This window comes from Thiohalocapsa sp. (genome assembly GCF_019695415.1).
Lineage (GTDB): Bacteria > Pseudomonadota > Gammaproteobacteria > Chromatiales > Chromatiaceae > Thiohalocapsa.
This window is the reverse complement of the sequence record NZ_JAIFKJ010000504.1, coordinates 1-19263: the sequence shown is the minus strand read 5'-3', so window position 1 is coordinate 19263 and position 19263 is coordinate 1. Positions and strand designations below refer to the sequence as shown.

The following is a 19263-nucleotide window of genomic DNA, read 5'->3' as shown; positions in this document are numbered from 1 at the left end:
AGACTGCTCGGGCCGCGCCTTGCGCGGCTCCAGCCGCGGTACGACGCCGCCGCGTGGCGGCTCCGGTCCGACCACGGCCCCGGGCAGGTCGGCGCCGGGGGCGGGGGCGCTGAGATCCCTTGCGCGGCCGAGGCTCGCGTCGGCGCCCGACCCATAGACTCGACCGACGACCGGTCTCAGCTCACCAGCACTATCACCGGCGCCTGCCGCGGGGGCCCCCGAATTAGCGACCGTCGCCAGCGGCCTCTGCGCCGCGCGAGCCTGCTCGGACAGCGTTGGCTCCACCAGGGGGAACTCGGGGGTGAGCCGCAGGGGTGCTGGTGGATGCACGTCGGCGGCGGCGCCGGGCTGCCCGTCGCCATCGACGCTCGCACGGAGGGCATCGGCGTTTGTGTCCGTCACGGTGCGAGATGCGGGCGACGCAGCATGCGCTGCCTGCAGGAAATCTGCACCCACAGGGCCAGTCGTCGGCAATCCATTAGAGCGGGCGATCAGCAACCAGCCACCATCGTCGCTGGCAAGGCCGATCTCGGCCCGCAGGAGCCCGACGGCATCGCGGCGGGCGTAGTGAGCGTGTCCGTCTTCCGCGTCCGCATCGGCGCCGAGATCGGCGTCGGCCAGGAGCCCGTTGTCCCCCCCGGCGCCGATGCGGTGCAATCTCAGTACCGGATGCGCGTCCGCATCACCAAAACCGGCACGGGCATGCGCGATGTCTTGCGGATCGATGTGCCAGCGCAGATCCACCGCGCCCTCTTCGGTTTGGTAAAGCACCAGCCGGGTACCCCCAGCAGTATCAGGAAACTCGCCGCCGGCGGCGGGCGGCGCGGCTAGTGTTGGATCGACCCGCGGCTCCGGAAGAGGGTCCGTGATCGGCTCCGACGGACTGCCGGCACTGCGGTCATTGCTCACGGCGGCGTCCGCTGGCATGGGTAAGACGGACGCCCACGATCAGCGCCGGTTCCCAGGCCCCGTCTTGGGGCCGCCCTTCTCAGCCTTGCGCCTGCCCGCGGGGGACCGCTGCATGGCGTCCGCCGCCGGACGCGCTTGGTCTGCCGGCTCGGCCTCGGGCGCTCGGCGTTGCCTGGAGCCGGCTTGGTACGCCTTGGGCGCTGCCGATGTGATCTCGCCGGGTGCGGCGCTCCGAGGCTGCGCTTGACCGAATCCAGCGGCCGTGCCGGCAGCAAGGCTCGCGACAGGGGAGGCAGGCGCAGGAGAGGCCTCGATCAGCAGGGCCAGGTTGCCCGGCGGCTGGTGCATGTGCAGGCCGAGGGCATGGGCAATGTTGATGTCGAGCATCGATGCGCGTGGACCACAGGGATCAAACACGCAATTGTGCCCGATGCAGCGGGGTAATGGCGAGCTTGCGCCACGCAGCGGCCCGGCGGCGCCCCAGCACGCTGGGCCGGCATGCAGGCCGGACACGCCGTCACGCGGGGCGCCATCCTTCCAGCACCAACACGCTGTGCGCGCCGAGCCGCCAGCGCCGGGCGCCAATGGTGCGCTGATCCGCAGGGGCGATGAGGTCCCGCGGCGTCGGCGCTCCGGTGTCTGCGGCGATGGCCCACTGCCAGCCCCCTGCTGGGACCGGCGGCAACAGACAGGTGCGCGCTTTGGGGCCAAAGTTCATCAGCACGTGCAGCGGCGGCTCATCGTCGGCGCGCCCGCGTAGGGTGAAGGCGAGCTCCCGACACTCGGCATCGTCCCAGCCGGGCGCACCGCCGTCCAGTGCCAGCCAAACGATTTCACCGTCGCTGAGAAAATGCCGACGCCGCAAGCTGCGATGGCGCTTGCGAAGGGCAATGAGCCCTGCGGTGAAGCGCACCATGTCGGCATTGGTGTCGGCAAGCGTCCAGTCGAGCCAGCCGGTGGGGTTGTCCTGGCACCAAGTATTGTTGTTGCCGCCGGCGCTGCGCAGAAACTCATCGCCGGCATTGAGCATTGGAATGCCCTGGCTCAGCATGAGGACAGTCAGGAAATTCTTCGCTTGCCGGCGCCTCAGCGCCAGCACGGTGGAGTCGTCGGTCTCTCCCTCGACACCGCAATTCCAGCTTAGGTTGTGTGCGCAGCCGTCGCGATTGCCCTCGCAGTTGGACTCGTTGTGCTTGTGGTTGTAGCTGACGAGGTCCGCCAGCGTGAAGCCGTCGTGGCAGGTGACGAAGTTGATGCTGTTGAAGGGATGCCGCAACTTGCCCTCGTACAGATCGCTGCTGCCGGCGATGCGGGTGGCAAGCTCGGCCACTTGGCCCGGATCGCCGCGCACGGCGGCGCGCAGGTTGTCGCGGTAGCGGCCGTTCCACTCCATCCACCGGTAGCCCGGAAAGCTGCCCACGTGGTAGAGCCCGGCCGCGTCCCAGGCCTCGGCGATGATCTTGCTGCCGGCAAGCACATCCGAGAGCTCGATGCCCCAGAGCACCGGCGGGTGCTCCATGGGCTTGCCTTGGCCGTCCCGGGCCAGGGCGCTGGCGAGGTCGAAGCGAAAGCCGTCCACGTGCATCTCCCGCACCCAGTACTCCAGGCAGTCCAAGATGTACCGCGCAACGAAGGGGTGATTGGCATTAACCGTATTGCCGCAGCCGGTGAAGTCCAGATACCGGCTGCGGTCGGCGGCATCCAGCATATAGAACGTCTCGTTGCCGAGGCCCTTGAAGTGGATCGCCGGACCGCCGGCCCCGCCTTCAGCCGTGTGATTGAACACCACGTCCAGCAGCACGCCGATGCCGGCGCGGTGCAAGGCCTTGACCATGTCGCGGAATTCGCGGCGATGGTCCTCGGCCGGGCCGACGCAGTACCGCGGGTGCGGCGCGAAGAAGCCGTGGGTGCTGTAGCCCCAGAAATTGCTCAGGCCAGCCTCGCCGGTGCCGGGCGGCACGTCCTGCGGGTCGAAGGCCATCACCGGCATCAGCTCGACGTGGGTAATGCCGAGGCGCTGCAGGTGGTCGATCTTCTCAACCACGCCGGCAAAGCTGCCCGAGTTGACAACGCCCGCACTGGGGTCACGCGTAAAGGCGCCCACGTGCAGCTCATAGATCACCATCTCCTGCGAGGGCATCGTCAGCGGCGTGTCGCCCTCCCAGTCGTAGGGATCCGCCAGCACCACAGCACGAATGCTGTCGCCCGGGCGCGGACCCGCGGCACAGCGCCGGGCGCGGTCCCAGTGATTCACATCCAATGCCCGCGCCCAGGGATCGAGCAATTCCACCCGCCGATCGTACAGCCAGCCGTGGCCTTTAGGGTCCCAGGGCCCGTCCAGGCGCCAGGTGTAGCGGGTACCCGGGGGCAGATCGATCACCTGCACATGCCAGCTGAAGAAGCTCCGGTTCACGACCGGGTCCAGCTCGATGACCTGGAAGGGCACGTCGGCACCCGGCTCGTACAGCAGCAAGGTCGCACCCTCGGCATACCGGCTGTAGAGCGAAAAGTTGATGCCCTCGTCATCGATGCTGGTACCGGGCGGATAGCGGCGTCCGGGCCGTACAGGGTAGATCTGGGCCATGGCTGGGAGGCTCGGCTTGGAGACGACTGCGCCCCGCCGAGCAGGGCGGCACCGCAACAGGAGGAGCGACGCGTGCGGCATTCTAGCGGAAGGCAGTCGCCGTCCGAGCGGCCACGCCGCGGCTGGTTCGAAGCGGTTCAGAACGCGCGCGCCGAGATCGCGGTCCGCCTGGCCGACAGTCCCAGCCTGGCGCCGCAGGTGGACAGCATCCTGGCCGAGATCTGGCCACGGGCACGCAGGCAAGCCTGTGACGCGCTGCTTGTTTTCAGTAAGCGGGAGCAGGTCCCGGATGTCTGCCCATACTCAGCGGAGCCGGCCTTGGATGACGGCTTTTTTTCGGGTGGTCCGGGCGCGCAGCGTTGAGATCAGCAGCGTCGCTCTGATGCCGCTCAACGCATCGCTGCCACGGCGGCTGCCCGACAAAACGTGAGGACCGGCGTGGAGCAGGCAGACCAGCACCAGGCACGCGGCGATGCTCACCAGCGCCCGTGCCGATCCACCCCCAGCGCCGCGATGAAGCCGAGCCCCGCTAGCCCGGACGCGACGGCAAAGGTGGCCGTTGCCCCAGCACCGGACCACAGCGACCCCGCGATCAGGCTGCCGACGGCGCCGCCGACACCAAAGCTGACGCTGTTATACAGGGCCTGGCCTCGACCCTGGGTCGACCCTGGAAAATAATGATGCGCCAGATGGATGGCTGCAGCATGGAAAGCACCGAAGGTGGCCGCGTGCAGGCTCTGCGCAATGAGCTGTACGGCGACGAGCTCCACGAACGTGCCGATCAGGAGCCAGCGCACCACCGCGAGCAGCAGGCTCGCGAGCAGCAGACGACGGGCGCCGAAGCGTGTGAGCAGCCGGTGCATATTGATGAAAACCAGCACCTCGATGCCGACGCCGAGCGCCCAGAGCGCGCCAACGGCCGTGTCGCCGTAGCCGTGAGATTCCAGGTGGATGGAATAGAAGGCGTAGTAGGCGCCGTGGCTCGCTTGCATCAGCGCACAAGCCGCGAGGAAGGCCAGGATCTCGCGCCGCGCCAGCAACGCCCGCAACGACAGGTGAGCCTGTAGAGCCTCGGCATGACCACGGTCCGGAATGACCAGGCAAGTCAGCCAGACGCCAATGAAGAGGACCAGCACGGCCGCCGGCACCACGCTGCTGCCCGCCCACTCCTGCCACCAGCCGAGCAGCAGCACGGTCACAATGAAGCCGATGCTGCCCCAGACCCGCACGCTGGCGTAGCGGCTCACGCGGGCCCCCAAATGGTTGAAGGTGACGGCCTCCACAAGCGGCAGCGGTGCGTTCCAGAAGAAGCTGAAGGCCGCCATCACCAGCGCCATGGTCCAGAACCCGTCGGCCCAGAACACCGGCACCATGGTCAGCATCGCCAGTAGCGCCCCGACCCGGACAACGGGCATCCGCTCGCCGGCCCGATCCGCCAGCACGCCCCAGACATTGGGGGCGACGATCTTGGTGCCCATCAGGATGGCCATCAGCACCCCGATGGCCGCCGGTGCGAAGCCGCGCTCCAGCAGATACGGCCCCCAGTAAGGCACCAGGGCGCCGAGGGCACCGAAGTGAAAAAAGTAGTAGCTGGAGAGCCGAGCGTAGGGCATGCAGCAAAAATCTGGCGACAGCGTACTCAATTATCGCTGCCGCCTGTGCTGGCATCATCGAGGCGCGATAATTGAGTATACTGTCCCCGACTCTTCTCCCCGAGTTTCGGGCGGTGCGCGGCCCGAATGGCTAGCCGAAACCCGGCGGGATAGGCTTGAGAGGAGGCGTGACCTGTGCGTTTTGGGCCCGGTGGCGCAGCAGGTGGTCGGCGAGGACGAGGGCGAGCATGGCCTCGGCGATAGGGGTGGCGCGGATGCCTACACAAGGGTCGTGGCGGCCCTTGGTGACGACCTCCGCTGGCTGGCCGTCCAGGCTGACGGTACGCCCCGGCAACCGGATGCTGCTGGTGGGCTTCAGCGCGAGCCGGGCGACGATGTGCTGGCCGGTGGAGATGCCGCCCAGCACCCCACCCGCGCTGTTGGAGAGAAAGCCGTCGGGGGTGATCTCGTCGCGGTGCTCGGTGCCCTTCTGGGCCACCGCGGCGAAGCCGGCGCCGATCTCAACGCCCTTGACGGCATTGATGCCCATGAGCGCGTGGGCGATGTCCGCGTCCAGGCGGTCGAACACCGGCTCGCCCAGACCCGGCGGCAGGCCTTCGGCGATGACAGTGACCTCGGCGCCGATGGAATCGCCGGACTTGCGCAGCGCGTCCATGTAGTCCTCGAGCTCCGGTACGCGGGCAGGATCGGGACAGAAAAACGGGTTCTGGTTGACCTGGGCCCAGTCGAAGCCGACGGCGCCGGGCGTGCAGGTGGCGATGGGGCCGAGCCGGGACAAGAAGCCTCGCACCCGCACACCGGCGAGCTCACGCAGGCAGACCTTGGCGATGCCGCCGGCCGCGACGCGGATGGCTGTTTCCCGTGCGGATGAGCGCCCACCGCCGCGGTAATCGCGAAAGCCGTACTTCATCGTATAGGTGTAGTCGGCGTGGCCCGGGCGGAACTTGGCGGCAATCTCCGAGTAGTCCTTGGAGCGCTGGTCTTGGTTCTCGATCAACAGCCCAATGGGCGCACCCGTGGTGCGGCCCTCGAAGACACCGGAAAGGATGCGCACCTCATCGGCCTCACGACGCTGGGTGGTGTGCCTGGACTGGCCCGGCCGGCGGCGGTCTAGGTCGTGCTGAAGATCCGCCTCCGCCAGCGGCAGTCCCGGCGGGCAGCCGTCGACGATGCCGCCGATGGCCGGGCCATGGCTCTCACCGAAGCTGGTGAGGACGAAGGATTTGCCTATGGAGTTGCCTGACATCTGACGTCTCGAGGATCGAGGAACGAGTTGCGAGGGGGCGCAACGACGCGCTGTGCCGGGCGCTCCTCGCTGCTCGCGCCTCGATACTCGCCACTCAATACGCCGGCGGCGGCACAACATCCGCGTTGGTGAGCCATTCGTTGCCCTTCGCCAGCACGTCGCGCGTCAGGGTGCTGGTGGCCTGGTGCAGAAGCACCCCGTTGATAATGTAGTCGTAACGGGCGGCAAGGTAATCGAACTCGGCTTGGAACAAGGCCCGCTGCGCGTTCAGCACGTCCACCTGGGTACGGGTCCCCACCTCCAGACCCGCTTGTGTGGACTCAAGCGAGCTGCGGGCGGAGACGATGGCCGCCTGCCGGGCACGGACATCGCTGATGCTGGAAATGATGCCGCGGAAGGCGTCCTTGACCTGGTTGATGACAGCCCGGCGTTGCTGGTCGAGTCGGTCCTGCGCGGCGCGGAACTGATGGCCCGCCTGCCGGGTGCGCGAGGCAACGGCGCCGCCCTGATAGATGGGCACATTCAGCGTCAGCCCGACGAAGCCCGTATCGGAGTCCGTATTGAACTGGGCGCCCGAGCGCGAGACGTCATAGCCAGCCTGTAGGTCAACGCTCGGATAGTAGCCGGAGCGCTCGATCTCGATGTCCTTGCGCGCGGCCTCGGCGCTCTCGCGTGCGGCGATGATGGCGTAGTTGTTGGCGAGCGCCGTCTCCGCCCAGATGTTGATGTCGTTTGGCTGAGGCGGCGCCAGCGGCAGCTGGTCCCCCAGCCGAGCAAGGGGTACGGAGACAGGTCCGATGATGCGCCGCAGTGCCTCCCAGGCATTATTGAGGGCGTTCTCGGCGGTAATCAGGTTGGCTCGGGAGCGGTCGAAGGCGGCCTGACTGTCGTTGACGTCGGTGATGGCCACCAGCCCCACTTCGAAGCGCTGCTTGGACTGCTCCAGCTGGCGCTCGTTGGCGGCCACCAGTGCCTCCTCGACCCGCACTCGGTCTGCGGCTTCCAACACCCCGAAGTAGGCCTGGGTGGTGCGCACCATGAGGTCGATCTGGGCGCTGCGGTACGCAGCTTCCGCCTGGGCGATGGTGTCATCCGCCTGGCTGAGGCGCACCCAGTTGCCGCGGTCGTAGACAGACTGATTCACGACGGCGGCGAGGCGCTGGGTGGAGTAGCTGTCGCTGCGGTTGAAGCTGCCCGTGACACCGGTCCCGGAGGCATCGACATTCTGGTAGTCGACCTCTCCCGTGACCCCGAAATTCGGCAACAGCAGAGCGCGTGCCTGGGGCTTGATTTCGCGCGTGGCATAGAGTGTCTGCTCCGCCTCGCGCAGGGTCGGATCGCTGTCCACGGCGAGATCGTAGACGGCGAGCAGGTCCTCGGCAGGGCTGACGGCAGGAAGGAGCGCGATGACGCAGGCTGCGAGCAGCGGCGCCGGTCGGTGCTTGGTCATAATCTCTCGCAGGGGCGGACGTGGAATAGGAGGCACCACACCGGCAGTATAGGTGACGATGTAGCCACGCCACAAACGCTGCCCGCCGGAGCCGACCCAGGAATCAGCGGAAAGGTTACCGAACTCAGCTTTCTAGTGCCCCACTTCGAGAAAACGACTGAAGAGGACAACATTATCCCTGTTGCAGAAATGACTCAAGGCGCGGCTGGACCAGACGTCACCGGCGGTTACCGTTGGCGGCATCTGCTGGCCATGGCGGCGCAGCACAAGCGTGAGCTTGTCCTCGCCAACGTGATCGCCGTGCTCGGGACCCTCGCGGCGGTGCCCGTGCCACTTCTGATGCCGGTGCTGGTGGACGAAGTGCTGCTGGAGCAGCCGGGACCCGCCGTCGACTTCATGAACGGCCTGTTCCCGGCCGCATGGCACGGTCCGGTGCTGTATGTGCTCGCGGTGCTGGGGGTGTCCATCGGGCTGCGCGCGCTGGCACTTGGGCTTGGGGTGCTGCAGAGCCGGCAGTTCACCATCATTTCCAAGGATATCGTGTTCCGCATCCGCAGCGCCCTGCTTGGGCGCCTGCAGCGCGTGTCCATGGCGGAGTACGAGACCCTGGGCAGCGGCACAGTCGCCTCCCACCTGGTCACAGACGTGGACGCCGTGGACGACTTCATCGGCAGCGCCGTGGCCAAGCTCATCGTCGCCGTACTGAGCATCCTCGGCACGGCCGTGGTGCTGCTGTGGATGCACTGGCAGCTGGGCCTGTTCATCCTGCTGCTGAACCCGGCCGTGATTTACATCACCATCGTCTTCGGCCGCCGGGTCAGGGAGATGAAGCGCCGTGAGAACGCCGCTTACGAGGCCTTCACCCAAAGCCTTACCGAGACCCTCGACGCCATCCAGCAAATTCGCGCCGGTAACCGCGAGCGCTTCTTCATCGGCCGCGGCATCGACACCGCCGACGCCATCCGCCGCTGGTCCTGCGCCTTCACCTGGAAGAGCGACGCCGCCAACCGGCTGTCGTTCACCGTGTTCCTATTCGGCTTCGACCTGTTCCGGGCCGTGAGCATGCTGATGGTGCTGTTCTCGGACCTGACCATTGGCGAGATGCTCGCCGTGTTCGCCTATCTTTGGTTCATGATGGGCCCGGTGCAAGAGGTGCTGAACGTGCAGTACGCCTACCAGGCCGCGGATGCCGCCCTGAAGCGCGTCAACCAGCTCCTGGCCCTGCACCGCGAGCCTGACTGGCCGCATGCTGCAAACCCCTTTGCCGACAAACGCACGGTACCAGTGGAAGTGTCCAACCTGAGCTTCGCCTACGGCGCTGGGCCGAAGGTGCTGAACGGTATCTCCTTCGAGGTCGCCGCCGGCGAGAAGGTGGCCATTGTCGGCGCCAGCGGAGGCGGCAAGACCACGCTGGTGCAGGTACTCCTCGGCCTCTATGCCCCGAGCAGCGGAGAGGTCCGCTTCGACGGCGTGCCGGTGCAGCGCATCGGCATGGATGTGGTGCGTGACAATGTCGCAACAGTGCTGCAGCACCCCGCGCTGTTCAACGACAGCCTGCGGCTCAACCTGACCCTGGGCCGCGACATGGCGGATGCCAAGCTGTGGGAGGCCCTGCGCGTTGCCCAGCTTGCCGACGTCGCCGCCGACTTGCCGCAGGGGCTCGACACGACGCTCGGGCGCAACGGCGTGCGCCTGTCCGGTGGGCAGCGCCAGCGCCTGGCGGTGGCGCGCATGGTGCTGGCGGACCCCAAGGTCGTGATCCTGGACGAGGCCACGTCGGCGCTGGACACCACCACCGAGGCGCGACTGCACGAGGCGCTGGGGCAGTTCCTCGCCGGACGCACGACGCTCATCATCGCCCACCGCTTGAGCGCCGTGCGCCAGGCCGACCGTGCACTGGTGCTGGAGCACGGGCGCATCGTCGAGGAAGGCAGCCACGCCGACCTCATGCACGAGGACGGCGCCTATGCGGCGCTTTATGCGCGGCAGGTGGGTTAAGACGTGGGCAGCAACGAGACTCGGCGCGGCCCCTTCGGACAGATCCTACCGAGCGGCTTCCGACCCGCCTGGTGGCTACTGGGCGCGCATGCGCAGACGCTCTGGGGCAGCCTCGCCCGGCGGGCGCCGGCGCTGGAGGACTTGCGCCTGCGGCGCCGGCGTATCGAGCTCGCCGACGGGGACTTCATCGACCTGGCCGTGGCGGACACGGATGGCCCGGCGGTGCTCATCATTCATGGCCTGGAGGGCGGCCTGCGCTCTCACTACGCGGGGGCGCTGGTAGCACGTCTGGCCCGTGAGGGCTTCCGGCCCGTATTCATGCATCTGCGCGGCGCGGGCGATGAGCCGAATCGGCTGGACCGCTCCTACCACTCCGGCGCCAGCGACGACCTCGCCGAAGTGCTGGCGGTACTGGCCGACGACCCCGACGGCGCACCGCAGGCTGCCATAGGCTTCTCCCTCGGCGGCAATCTGCTGCTCAAGTACCTGGGCGAAGGGCGGCAGGTGATCCACATGCAACGGGCCATTGCCGTCTCCGTGCCCTTCGTGCTGCGGGATGCGATGCTGCGGCTCGACCTTGGCTTCTCCCGCATCTACCGACGCCACTTGGTGCAGCAGCTCAAGCGCAGCTTTCGGCGCAAGCTCGAAGGCCGTCGCTGGCCCGCGACACTGGCTCCCGATCTGGACCTGGACGCCATCCACGACTTCAACACCTTCGATGACCGCATTACCGCCCCGCTGAACGGTTTCGACGGCGTTTTCGACTACTATCAACGTGCCAGCTGCCGGCAATATCTCCAACACATTCACACGCCGACGCTCATCATCCAGGCCGTCGACGACCCTTTTCTCTTCCCGGCGAGCCTGCCCTTCGCCCACGAGCTAGGCCCAGGCGTGACGCTGGAGCTGAGCCGCCGCGGCGGCCACGTCGGCTTCGTCGCCGGACCCTGGCCATGGCGGCCCTGCTACTGGCTGGAGGAGCGCATCATGCACGCGCTCCAGAACCGGTGACCCCAGAAACGGGAACCAGAAACGGGGACGGTATACTGATTTATCCAACACGGCGGCGCCAGCAAGATCCATAGACCGTCACCGTATTCAGTGCTTAGGCTCGGAGGGCGTTGGCGACTTCGTCCCACAGGGCGCGGTAGGCGCCGGAAGCGGGATTGGCCGGGGCGTAGGCGGGCAGCGGCATGCGGTGCAGGCCCATGCGCTCCACATCCTGGGCAAGCGGAATGCGGGCGGAGAGGATCTCCGGGTGCTCGGTGCTGAGACGGTCGATGGTTTCGCTGTGCATGGCACGATCCGTGTCCACCATGGAGAAGAAGGGCAGTACCTTGAGGGCGCCGAAGCCGTCCTCGGACCTGAGAAATTCCAGGAGCTGGTGCAGGGTGCGTGCCGACAAGGTGCTCGGAATCAGCGGCACCAGCAGCGCATCGGCGGCACGGAAGATGTTCTCGGACATCAGCGAGATGCTGGGCGGGCAGTCAAACAGCACGAGGTCGTATTCCGTCGACAAGGGCTTCAGCAGCCGCTTCAGCTGTCCGGTGGGCCGCTTCTTGGCGGCTTCCAGCAGAATGTCCATGTTGCGGTAGGAGAAGTCCGCCGGCAGCAGGTCCAGCAGCTCGAAGTCCGTGCCCTTGATGGCATCGTCCGGACGGCGCCTCCCGCGCAGCAGCCCGCGTCCGCCGCCCTTGACCTTGGGCTTGACGCGAAAGTAGAAGCTGGCTGCGCCCTGGGGGTCCAAATCCCACACCAGGGTGCGTTTGCCGGCGGCTGCCGCGAGGTAGGCGAGGTTGACAGTGCTGGAGGTCTTGCCGACACCGCCCTTGATGCTGTAGACGCCGATGGTCTTCACGCGCCTGCCTCCGCCCCTGCCTCCACCGGCGCTGCAACAGCGGGCTTCTCGTCGGCGAACAGGCGCTCGAACACGCCTGCGTTCTGGGCGCTATCGAAGCCTGCGAAAATGCGCGCAAACTCCCCCCGCGCCCGCTGCTGGTTGTCGAGTATGTGGCTGATGAGCGCGCCCATGGCGAGCAGCGTATGGAGGGGCGCCGCGTCCTCGCGCTGCATAGCCGCGGCCGTCTCCTGCAGGTGCTCCGCCTGCACCGCGAGGTCCTGAAAGCCGCCTAGGTTGTCCAGCAGCACCTTGGACTGCTTGATGAGCCCCTTGATATCTTCCGGGGGATACAGGCTCTGGAAGAACTCCATCAAGTACCGGAGCTTTTTGCCGCTCTTGCGCAACTCGTGCAGCTCCTCCGGCGGCGAGGCGTCGGTGATGGCGCGGCCCTCCTCGAGCACCCGTTTGAACATGCGCCGGATGCGCTTATTCGCCACGGCCTTGATCGGCGACTGCGCGTCCTTGGCGCCATTGCGGTCGGGCGCCTCCAGAAAGGCCCGCCAGTCACGCAGCAGGGTCTTGAAGCGCTCGCCGTCCAGCACCTCGGCGAGGGCCTCCTGTTCGGCCTCGTAGTGGGCCGCAAGCCAGTCACGCAGCGGGTCCAAGTCATCACGCAGGGCCGGCGGCAGCTGAGCTTTCAGCCGCGGGAAGTCGAGCAGATAGACGTCCAGATCCCGCACCGGACCCGTCGCTTGCTGCAGCCAGGCAAAGCGCGCCTTGAAGTCGTCGACGATGGCCTGCGGCAGCACCCCCTTGATCTGGCTGAGGGCCGAGCGCGTGCGCCGGGTGGCGACGCGCAGGTCGTGCAGAAACTCGGGATCCAGATTCTGCCGGGTGCCGTCGATATTGGCCTGCAGCGTGTCCAGCAGGCCCAGCAGGATGGTACGCGCGGCGGCCTCGGCAGGCTGGTGCGGATCGAGCCGGTAGTCGAGCTTCGAGGAGTAGCTGCCGGGGCGGCGGCCGGCGGCGGCGAGGGCCTCCAGGTACAGCGGCACACGGGCGGGCTCCAATGACAAGCTCGTCTTGAGCCGGTGCGCCGCCCGCTCGGTCTCGTGGGCGTAACCGCGCACGGCGGCGAGGCGCAGCCGCATCGGCAGCGCAACTTGAGGCGCGTCGTCCGCCGATTCCACGTGAGCCTGCTCCAGCAGGATGCGGGCGACGGTCTTGTCGTCGTCGTTCAGCACGCGCAGCGTGCGGCGGCTACCGCTCAGCACCACCATCGGCAGCAGGCGGCGCACACCCAGCAATGGCGCGAGGCGCTCGCGGACCGGCCCGGGCGCCATGTCGGCGATCAGACCCGGATCGGTGTCCAGCGTTTGCCGGGCGAGTACGGTCCCGTCGTCTGTGAGGTCTTGCCAAAGAAGCTCGCGGCCGCCGTTGCTGGTGATCTCTTCCAGCACGATGTCAGCGCGGTAAAGGCTCCACTCGAAGCTGTCGAGGAAGCGTCGGCGGAAGGCGACGGCGGGCTCGGGCTCACAGCGTAATTCGGCGCGAATGGTCATGAGCGCGGCATCCATGTCCTGCTCCGAATCGGCGTAAGCCGGGAGCAGATAGTCCATGGCAATGAGATTCATGTGGGGCTCTGTTGCCTCCTCAGCGTGGTATGCGTGTCGGTAGAGCGCGCCGCTGACACCATTGGGCCCCGCCGGCGCACAGGGCAGGCGGCCAGCGCAGAGCCGGCGCAGAGACGGCCCCGAGATGGCGCCGGAACAGCGCAGGCCGGAATATTACAGTTTGATGACGATTCACAGAAGTCCTTGTTACAAAAGCCTTACCGTCAAGAACAATGCTACGGGTAATCCCGAACTATCAATGCATGAGTGTCGCCCGGACAATCTCGACATGGCACCGGCGCGGGGCGAGCCCGCCGGTGGAAATTCCGTCTGGAGCCCACGATGAGCAAGCTCGACCAACTCAAGACCATGACCACGGTCGTCGCCGACACCGGCGACTTCGACAGCATCGCCGAGTACAAACCGCAGGATGCCACCACCAACCCGTCGCTGCTGTATAAGGCCGCGCAGCAGCCACAGTACCGGCACCTGGTAGAGGATGCAGTCGCCTTCGGCAAGGAGCGTGGCGGGAGCAGCGTCGAGCAGGCTCGCTGGACCATGGACAAGCTCGCCGTGAACTTTGGCGCGGAGATCCTGAACATCGTGCCCGGACGTGTGTCCACAGAGATCGATGCCCGCCTCTCCTTCGATATCGAGGGCACCATCGCCCGCTGCGAGGGGCTCATGGCGCTCTATGACGACATCGGCGTGGACCCAAGGGAGCGGGTGCTGTTCAAGATCGCCTCCACCTGGGAGGGCATTCGCGCCGCCGAGCAGCTGCAGCGCCGCGGCGTCCACTGCAACCTGACGCTGCTGTTCAGCTTCCCGCAGGCCGTTGCCTGTGCCGACGCCGGCGTGACGCTGATCTCGCCCTTCGTCGGCCGCATCCTGGACTGGTACAAGAACGCCGAGAACGTCTCAGGCTACCCGGCCGATGAAGATCCTGGGGTCAAATCCGTCACCGAGATCTTCAATTACTACAAGCGCCACGGCTACGGCACCATCATCATGGGGGCGAGCTTCCGCAACGTAGACGAGATCCTGGAGCTGGCCGGCTGCGACTACCTCACCATCGCCCCAAAGCTGCTGGCGGAGCTGGACGAATCCGACGGCGACGTACCACGCAAGCTCGACCCGGCCGCCGCGGCGGATATGGACATCCCAGAGCAGCACTTCGACGAGCTGGCCTTCCGATGGGGCGTCAACGAGGACGCCATGGCCACCGAGAAGCTCGCCGAGGGTATCCGGCTGTTCGCCGCCGACACCCGCAAGCTGGAGGCCTTCGCGCACGAGATCTGCCGCAACTGCTGAAACCGAACCGCCGACGCCAACGTGCGCGATACTCAGTCGGCGTCGCGGCGCTCGAGCAGCACGAAGTCCAACGCGTAGGCGTTGCGCGCATCCGCCGGCCGCTGCTCACGCCCGATCTCCTGCCAATCCGCCGGCGACCATTCGGGAAACTGCACGTCACCCAAGACCTCCGCATGCACCAGCGTCAGTGCCATGTGCGTGGCCCGTGGCAGCAGTGCGCCGTAGACCGCCGCCCCGCCCACGACCATGATCTCCGGGGCTTCGGCGGCTGCCGCGAGCGCCGCCGCCGGTGAGCTCACCAGCTCACAGCCTGCAGCGGCATAGCCCGGGTCCGATGAGATGACGATGTGCCGGCGCCGCGGCAGCAGTCCGGGCAGCGACTCCCAGGTGCGCCGCCCCATGACGATGGGCTTGTCCAGCGTCAGCCGTTTGAAGTGCGCCAGATCGGCGGGCAGGTACCAGGGCAGCCGATTGCCGCGGCCGATGACCCGGTTGCGGGCCATGGCAGCCACCAGGGTGATGCGCTGCCGCGTTGCCATCTGATTGTCCTCGGGCGCAGTGCGCCGCTCAAGCGGCATGGCCGCTCAGCTCGGTCTCACCGACGGCAGGCGCCGCTTCCGGGGCCTCATCGGCGTAGAGCCCGAGGGCCTGCCGTAGCCGCTCGGCGACCGCCTCGCGGAGGCCCGTCGGCGCCACAACCTCCACCTCCGGGCCAAACTTCAGCACGTCCATGATGAGCTCTGCCGGGTTGCTGTACGGCACCCGCAGCTCGTAGCGGCCGTCCGCCAGCAGCCGCCCCTGCTGGTCGCGGTGCCAGCGCTCATTGGCCACGTAGCGGGCGCGGGTGGCACTGAAGCGCAGCACCGCCTCGTGCTCGGGCGTACCGGCAAAGATGCCATAGGAGCTCGCAAAGTGGCTGTCCAGCGCCGCCGCGTCCACCTCCATGGCGGGCGTGTCCAGCGTCTCGGCTTGCTCCATCGCATCGAGGGCGAAGGTGCGCAGGCCCTCGCGCAGGTGACACCAGCCATCCAGATACCAGTTGTCCCGATAGTGCACCAGGCGCTGGGGTGAGACGTCCCGCTGCGCGCGAGACTCCCGCCAGCGGCTGTAATAGCGGATGCGCAGACGCCGGCGCTGGGCCAGGGCACCGGCGACGGTCTGGAAGGTCGCGCCACCCTGCTCGGCATTGTAGCGGGCCGCCATTTGCAGCATGCGGATACGGCCCTGAAGGCCCTCGGAGCCCGCGCGCTGAAGCTCCAGCAGGCCATCGATACGCTGCTGCAGGGGTTTCAGCATCGGCTCCAGCAGGCCCGGCTGGACGTCAGCGAGGAGCTGCTGGACGGTCAGGAGCGCATGCAGCTCTGAGGCGTTGAACCACAGCCCTGGCAGCTCGTACATGCCGCCCTCGGCCTGGTCATAGCGATACCCATTGTGCTCGCGGTCGTAGACGATGGGCGCGTTCAGGTACAGACGCATGTCTTCGATAATGCGCTTCACCGTCGCCCGGGAGCACTCCAGCTCCTCCTCCAAGCGCCTGCGCGACACCGGCCGCCGCGCACCCTGGAGGATGCGGTTCAGCTCGAAGATGCGATCGAAGCGGTCCACCCCACAGGGCCCCTACCGGAGCAAAATACCGGGCTGGAGCGGCTCAGAGGCGCCCAGCCGCCGCGCTCTGTCGCGGCAGGGTTTCGGAGACCAATGCCGGCGCAGTCCAGAGCCGCTCCAGATTGTAGAAGTCACGCACCTTGGGCAACATCACGTGCAGAACGACGCCGTTCAGATCCACCAGGGCCCACTCTCCAGCCTCGACGCCCTCGGCACCCAGCGGCTGCTCGCCGGCCTCTTTGGCGCGATAGGCCACGGTCTCGGCGATGGCCTTGACGTGGCGGTCGGAGGTGCCCGAAGCCACGATCATGTAATCCGTGACTGTGGTCTTGCCGCGGACATCCATGACGGCGATGTCGCGGGCCTTCATGTCGTTCAGGGTCTCAATGACCAAATCTTTCAGTTGCTCAAGCTGCATCATGTCCCCTCTGGGCTGAAGAATCGGGCTCCGTGTGTCGGGTGGCGGGCGTTGCTGCCGATGCCCCGGGCGCCGCATAGCAGCCTGCATCCAGGGCCATATTCAGCACGGCATCCGGCAGCAGGAAGCGGGCACTGCGGCCAGCCGCGATGGCGCGGCGGATACGCGTTGACGAGATGTCCAATTGCGTGACCGATTGCAGCCAGATGCGCCCAGCGGGCACGGCTTGCAAATCCGCCGGAGTGTCCGCTCGCCGCTGCTCCAGCGCTTCGCGCAGCGCGGCATCCCGCGGCAAAACACTCCCTGGGCGGCGCATAACGGCCAGATGCGCCAGAGCCAGAATGTCCCGCGGGCGGTGCCACTCGAAAAAGGCATTGAAGGCGTCGCCGCCCACCAACAGGCACATGGGCACATCCGGCCCCAGCTCGGCGCGGAACTCCGTCAGTGTGTCTGCTGTGTAAGAGGCGCCCGGCCGCTGGAGCTCCCGCGCGTCGGCGACCAGCCCGGGCACTCCGGCGACGGCGGCCTCGAGCATGCGCAGCCTGAGCGTGCCGTTCGCCGCAGGCTGCGTGCGGTGAACGGCGACGTTGAGGGGCAACAGCCGAACTTCCTTGAGTGCCAGGGTTTCGCGCACCTCCAGTGCGGTGCGCAGGTGGCCGAAGTGCACAGGGTCGAAGGCGCCGCCGAAAAGGCCGATCATCGCGCAGCCGCCAAAGGTGTAGGCGCCGGGTGTCCCGCCCGCGGCGCGGCTGAGTTGCGCTCGCTAGCGCGCATAGCGCCTGGAGGCCGTGTGTAGAAGGTAGGGTGCGTCCGCAGGGGCGCGGCGCCGAGCGTGCGGGCGGGACGGCCTCGCGCACGGCTCCGGATGACGGCCCGTTCGGGCATCCAACGCCCTGGGGCTCACTTGGCTCGGGATGGCTATCGGCTGCACGAGGTGCGCGCGATCAGTGGGTTGCCCGCGTGTTCCGCTGATGGCCTGACCATAGCAGAAAACCGCTGCGTTGGGGACCGCGTAACGGACGGCAGACGCCGCAGCGGCCGCGGGCGCAAGGCTCATCGGCGCACATGCCCGTCGCCCAGTACGATGAACTTCTGCGACGTGAGTCCCTCGAGCCCCACAGGCCCACGGGCATGGAATTTGTCGGTACTGATGCCGATCTCCGCTCCCAGCCCGTACTCGAAGCCGTCGGCGAAGCGCGTGGAGGCGTTCACCATCACCGAGCTTGAGTCCACCTCGCGCAAGAAGCGCCGCGCTCGGCCATAGTCGTCGGTGACGATACTGTCGGTGTGGCGGGAGCCGTGGGACTCGATGTGGTCGATGGCCGCATCCAGCCCGTCGACGACGCGGATCGCGAGGATAGGCCCGAGATACTCCGTGTCCCAATCTTCCGCAGTGGCCGGTACGGCGTCACCCAGCACGGCGCGGGTGCGCTCGCAGCCGCGCAGCTCCACACCGGCGGCGGCAAGCTCGGCGCCGACGCGCGGCAGGAAGTGCTCGGCCACGGGTGCCGCTACCAGCAGCGTCTCCAGGGTGTTGCAGGTGCCGAAGCGTTGGGTCTTGGCGTTGACGGCCACCGCGAGCGCTTTGTCGAGGTCCGCGCGGTCGTCCACGTAGACGTGACAGATCCCGTCCAGGTGCTTGATCACGGGCACTCGGGCGTCGCGACTGATGCGCTCGATGAGGCCCTTGCCGCCACGGGGAATGATGACGTCGATGTGCTGCGGGCTCGCGATCATGGTGCCGACGGCGGCGCGATCCGTGGTGGCCACCACCTGCACGGCATCCTCTGGCAGCCTGGCCACCGCGAGTCCGCGCTGAATGCAGTCGGCGATGGCGCGGTTGGAGTGGAAGGCCTCGGAGCCACCGCGCAGCACCGCGGCGTTACCCGCTTTGAGGCACAGCGCCGCCGCATCTGCGGTCACATTGGGCCGGGACTCGTAAATGATGCCGACAACGCCGAGCGGCACCCGCATGCGACCCACCTGGATGCCTGAGGGCCGGTAGTTGAGATCGGTGACGGCGCCCACCGGATCCGGCAGCGCTGCAATCTGGTGCAGGCCTTCGATCATCGCGTCGATGCGCCCGGGCGTCAGCTCCAGGCGATCCAGCAACGCCGCGTCCAGGCCCTTGGCGGCGCCCGCTTCCAGATCGGCGGCATTCGCCTGGCCAAGGGCATCCCGCCCCGCGTCCAGCTCCGCCGCAATGGCGGTGAGCGCTGCATCTTTGGGGGCGGTCTCGGCACGGGCCAGGCCACGGGCAGCGGCGCGGGCGCGCGCGCCCACCTCGGCCATGTAGGCGGCGACGTCTGCAATCTGGGGTTGGGCCTGGGCTTGGGGCATGTTCGGCATCTCTCGCAACGCGTTGTTTCGGCACAGTCATTGTTCCACGAGGCCCGCGCCCGGCGGAAGTGCGAGGCTCACCCCGCCTGCCGGGCCGCAGCAGTCGCCAGGCCGTCGGCAATCTCGCCCAGCAGCGCCCAGGGCTCGGCGCTGCTGCGGCCCTTGATGGCGAGATCGGCGTCGGGGCAGCGCGCGAGCAGCTGCCAGAGCCGCCGAAGGGGCAGACGGCGCCAGGCGGGACAGGTGGCGCGACGGCGGGCTTCCGGGAACTTTTTGCCCCGCAATGACGGGGGGGGGTACCCCGGGTTGGCCTGGGCAAACCAGGACGGGGGGGGG

17 protein-coding genes and 1 pseudogene are annotated in these 19263 nt (G+C 67.5%); 4 read left to right on the top strand and 14 right to left on the bottom strand.

What is annotated here, in order from left to right; genetic code table 11:
• Positions 1–909 (bottom strand): hypothetical protein (locus I6U14_RS14080; RefSeq protein ID WP_296900147.1); only part of this gene is annotated, 909 nt, incomplete at its 3' end.
• Positions 910–1426: 517 nt separating this feature from the next.
• Positions 1427–3493, bottom strand: a complete 2067-nt coding sequence (locus I6U14_RS14075; RefSeq protein WP_296900146.1) for a glycogen-debranching protein — start codon at positions 3491–3493, stop codon at positions 1427–1429.
• Positions 3494–3565: 72 nt separating this feature from the next.
• Here I6U14_RS14075 and I6U14_RS18320 point away from each other — a divergent pair, with 72 nt between their 5' ends.
• Positions 3566–3856: a DUF29 family protein gene (locus tag I6U14_RS18320; RefSeq protein ID WP_367115672.1), complete on the top strand. Its 291-nt coding sequence runs from the start codon at positions 3566–3568 to the stop codon at positions 3854–3856.
• On the opposite strand, the gene I6U14_RS14070 is transcribed toward I6U14_RS18320, so the two are convergent.
• The 4 genes from I6U14_RS14070 to I6U14_RS14055 all read right to left on the bottom strand — a co-directional run bounded on the left by I6U14_RS14070 (position 3797) and on the right by I6U14_RS14055 (position 7802).
• Positions 3797–3973 carry a hypothetical protein gene (locus I6U14_RS14070; RefSeq protein ID WP_296900145.1) on the bottom strand — a complete coding sequence of 59 codons (177 nt, stop codon included), beginning with the start codon at positions 3971–3973 and terminating at the stop codon, positions 3797–3799. The genes I6U14_RS18320 and I6U14_RS14070 overlap by 60 nt on opposite strands.
• Positions 3970–5106, bottom strand: a complete 1137-nt coding sequence (locus I6U14_RS14065) for an MFS transporter (RefSeq protein WP_296900144.1) — start codon at positions 5104–5106, stop codon at positions 3970–3972. The genes I6U14_RS14070 and I6U14_RS14065 overlap by 4 nt, the downstream gene beginning before the upstream one ends.
• A 130-nt stretch (positions 5107–5236) precedes the next feature.
• On the bottom strand, positions 5237–6352 hold the full coding sequence (aroC, locus tag I6U14_RS14060; protein ID WP_296900143.1) for a chorismate synthase: 1116 nt from the start codon (positions 6350–6352) through the stop codon (positions 5237–5239).
• 94 nt (positions 6353–6446) lie between these two features.
• Positions 6447–7802 carry a TolC family outer membrane protein gene (locus tag I6U14_RS14055; RefSeq protein WP_296900142.1) on the bottom strand — a complete coding sequence of 452 codons (1356 nt, stop codon included), beginning with the start codon at positions 7800–7802 and terminating at the stop codon, positions 6447–6449.
• Between the two features lie 189 nt (positions 7803–7991).
• Between I6U14_RS14055 and I6U14_RS14050 the strand changes: the two genes are divergently transcribed.
• Together I6U14_RS14050 and I6U14_RS14045 are read left to right on the top strand one after the other, a co-directional pair.
• Positions 7992–9800: an ABC transporter ATP-binding protein gene (locus I6U14_RS14050; protein ID WP_296900141.1), complete on the top strand. Its 1809-nt coding sequence runs from the start codon at positions 7992–7994 to the stop codon at positions 9798–9800.
• Positions 9801–9803: 3 nt separating this feature from the next.
• Positions 9804–10811 carry an alpha/beta fold hydrolase gene (locus tag I6U14_RS14045; RefSeq protein WP_296900140.1) on the top strand — a complete coding sequence of 336 codons (1008 nt, stop codon included), beginning with the start codon at positions 9804–9806 and terminating at the stop codon, positions 10809–10811.
• A gap of 94 nt (positions 10812–10905) precedes the next feature.
• Here the strand turns inward: I6U14_RS14045 and I6U14_RS14040 are convergent, their stop codons facing one another.
• Entirely contained in the window at positions 10906–11658 is a 753-nt protein-coding gene (locus I6U14_RS14040; protein ID WP_296900139.1) for a ParA family protein, read from the bottom strand.
• A complete protein-coding gene (locus tag I6U14_RS14035; protein ID WP_296900138.1) occupies positions 11655–13274 on the bottom strand; it encodes a CHAD domain-containing protein in 1620 nt (539 codons plus the stop codon). Before I6U14_RS14035 ends, I6U14_RS14040 begins: the two co-directional genes overlap by 4 nt.
• A gap of 321 nt (positions 13275–13595) precedes the next feature.
• On the opposite strand from I6U14_RS14035, the gene tal reads away from it, so the two are divergent.
• Entirely contained in the window at positions 13596–14564 is a 969-nt protein-coding gene (tal, locus tag I6U14_RS14030; RefSeq protein ID WP_296900137.1) for a transaldolase, read from the top strand.
• A gap of 32 nt (positions 14565–14596) precedes the next feature.
• Here tal and folA read toward each other — a convergent pair whose 3' ends face one another.
• The 6 genes and pseudogenes from folA to I6U14_RS14000 all read right to left on the bottom strand — a co-directional run.
• Positions 14597–15103 carry a type 3 dihydrofolate reductase gene (folA, locus tag I6U14_RS14025; protein ID WP_296900136.1) on the bottom strand — a complete coding sequence of 169 codons (507 nt, stop codon included), beginning with the start codon at positions 15101–15103 and terminating at the stop codon, positions 14597–14599.
• Positions 15104–15131: 28 nt separating this feature from the next.
• Positions 15132–16169 carry a WYL domain-containing protein gene (locus I6U14_RS14020; protein WP_296900135.1) on the bottom strand — a complete coding sequence of 346 codons (1038 nt, stop codon included), beginning with the start codon at positions 16167–16169 and terminating at the stop codon, positions 15132–15134.
• 43 nt (positions 16170–16212) lie between these two features.
• On the bottom strand, positions 16213–16587 hold the full coding sequence (gene rsfS, locus I6U14_RS14015) for a ribosome silencing factor (protein WP_296900148.1): 375 nt from the start codon (positions 16585–16587) through the stop codon (positions 16213–16215).
• Positions 16577–17287 carry a nicotinate-nucleotide adenylyltransferase gene (gene nadD, locus I6U14_RS14010; protein WP_296900134.1) on the bottom strand — a complete coding sequence of 237 codons (711 nt, stop codon included), beginning with the start codon at positions 17285–17287 and terminating at the stop codon, positions 16577–16579. Before nadD ends, rsfS begins: the two co-directional genes overlap by 11 nt.
• A gap of 353 nt (positions 17288–17640) precedes the next feature.
• Positions 17641–18927 carry a glutamate-5-semialdehyde dehydrogenase gene (locus tag I6U14_RS14005; protein ID WP_296900133.1) on the bottom strand — a complete coding sequence of 429 codons (1287 nt, stop codon included), beginning with the start codon at positions 18925–18927 and terminating at the stop codon, positions 17641–17643.
• A gap of 77 nt (positions 18928–19004) precedes the next feature.
• A pseudogene (locus I6U14_RS14000) lies at positions 19005–19263 on the bottom strand (hypothetical protein); the annotation flags it as partial.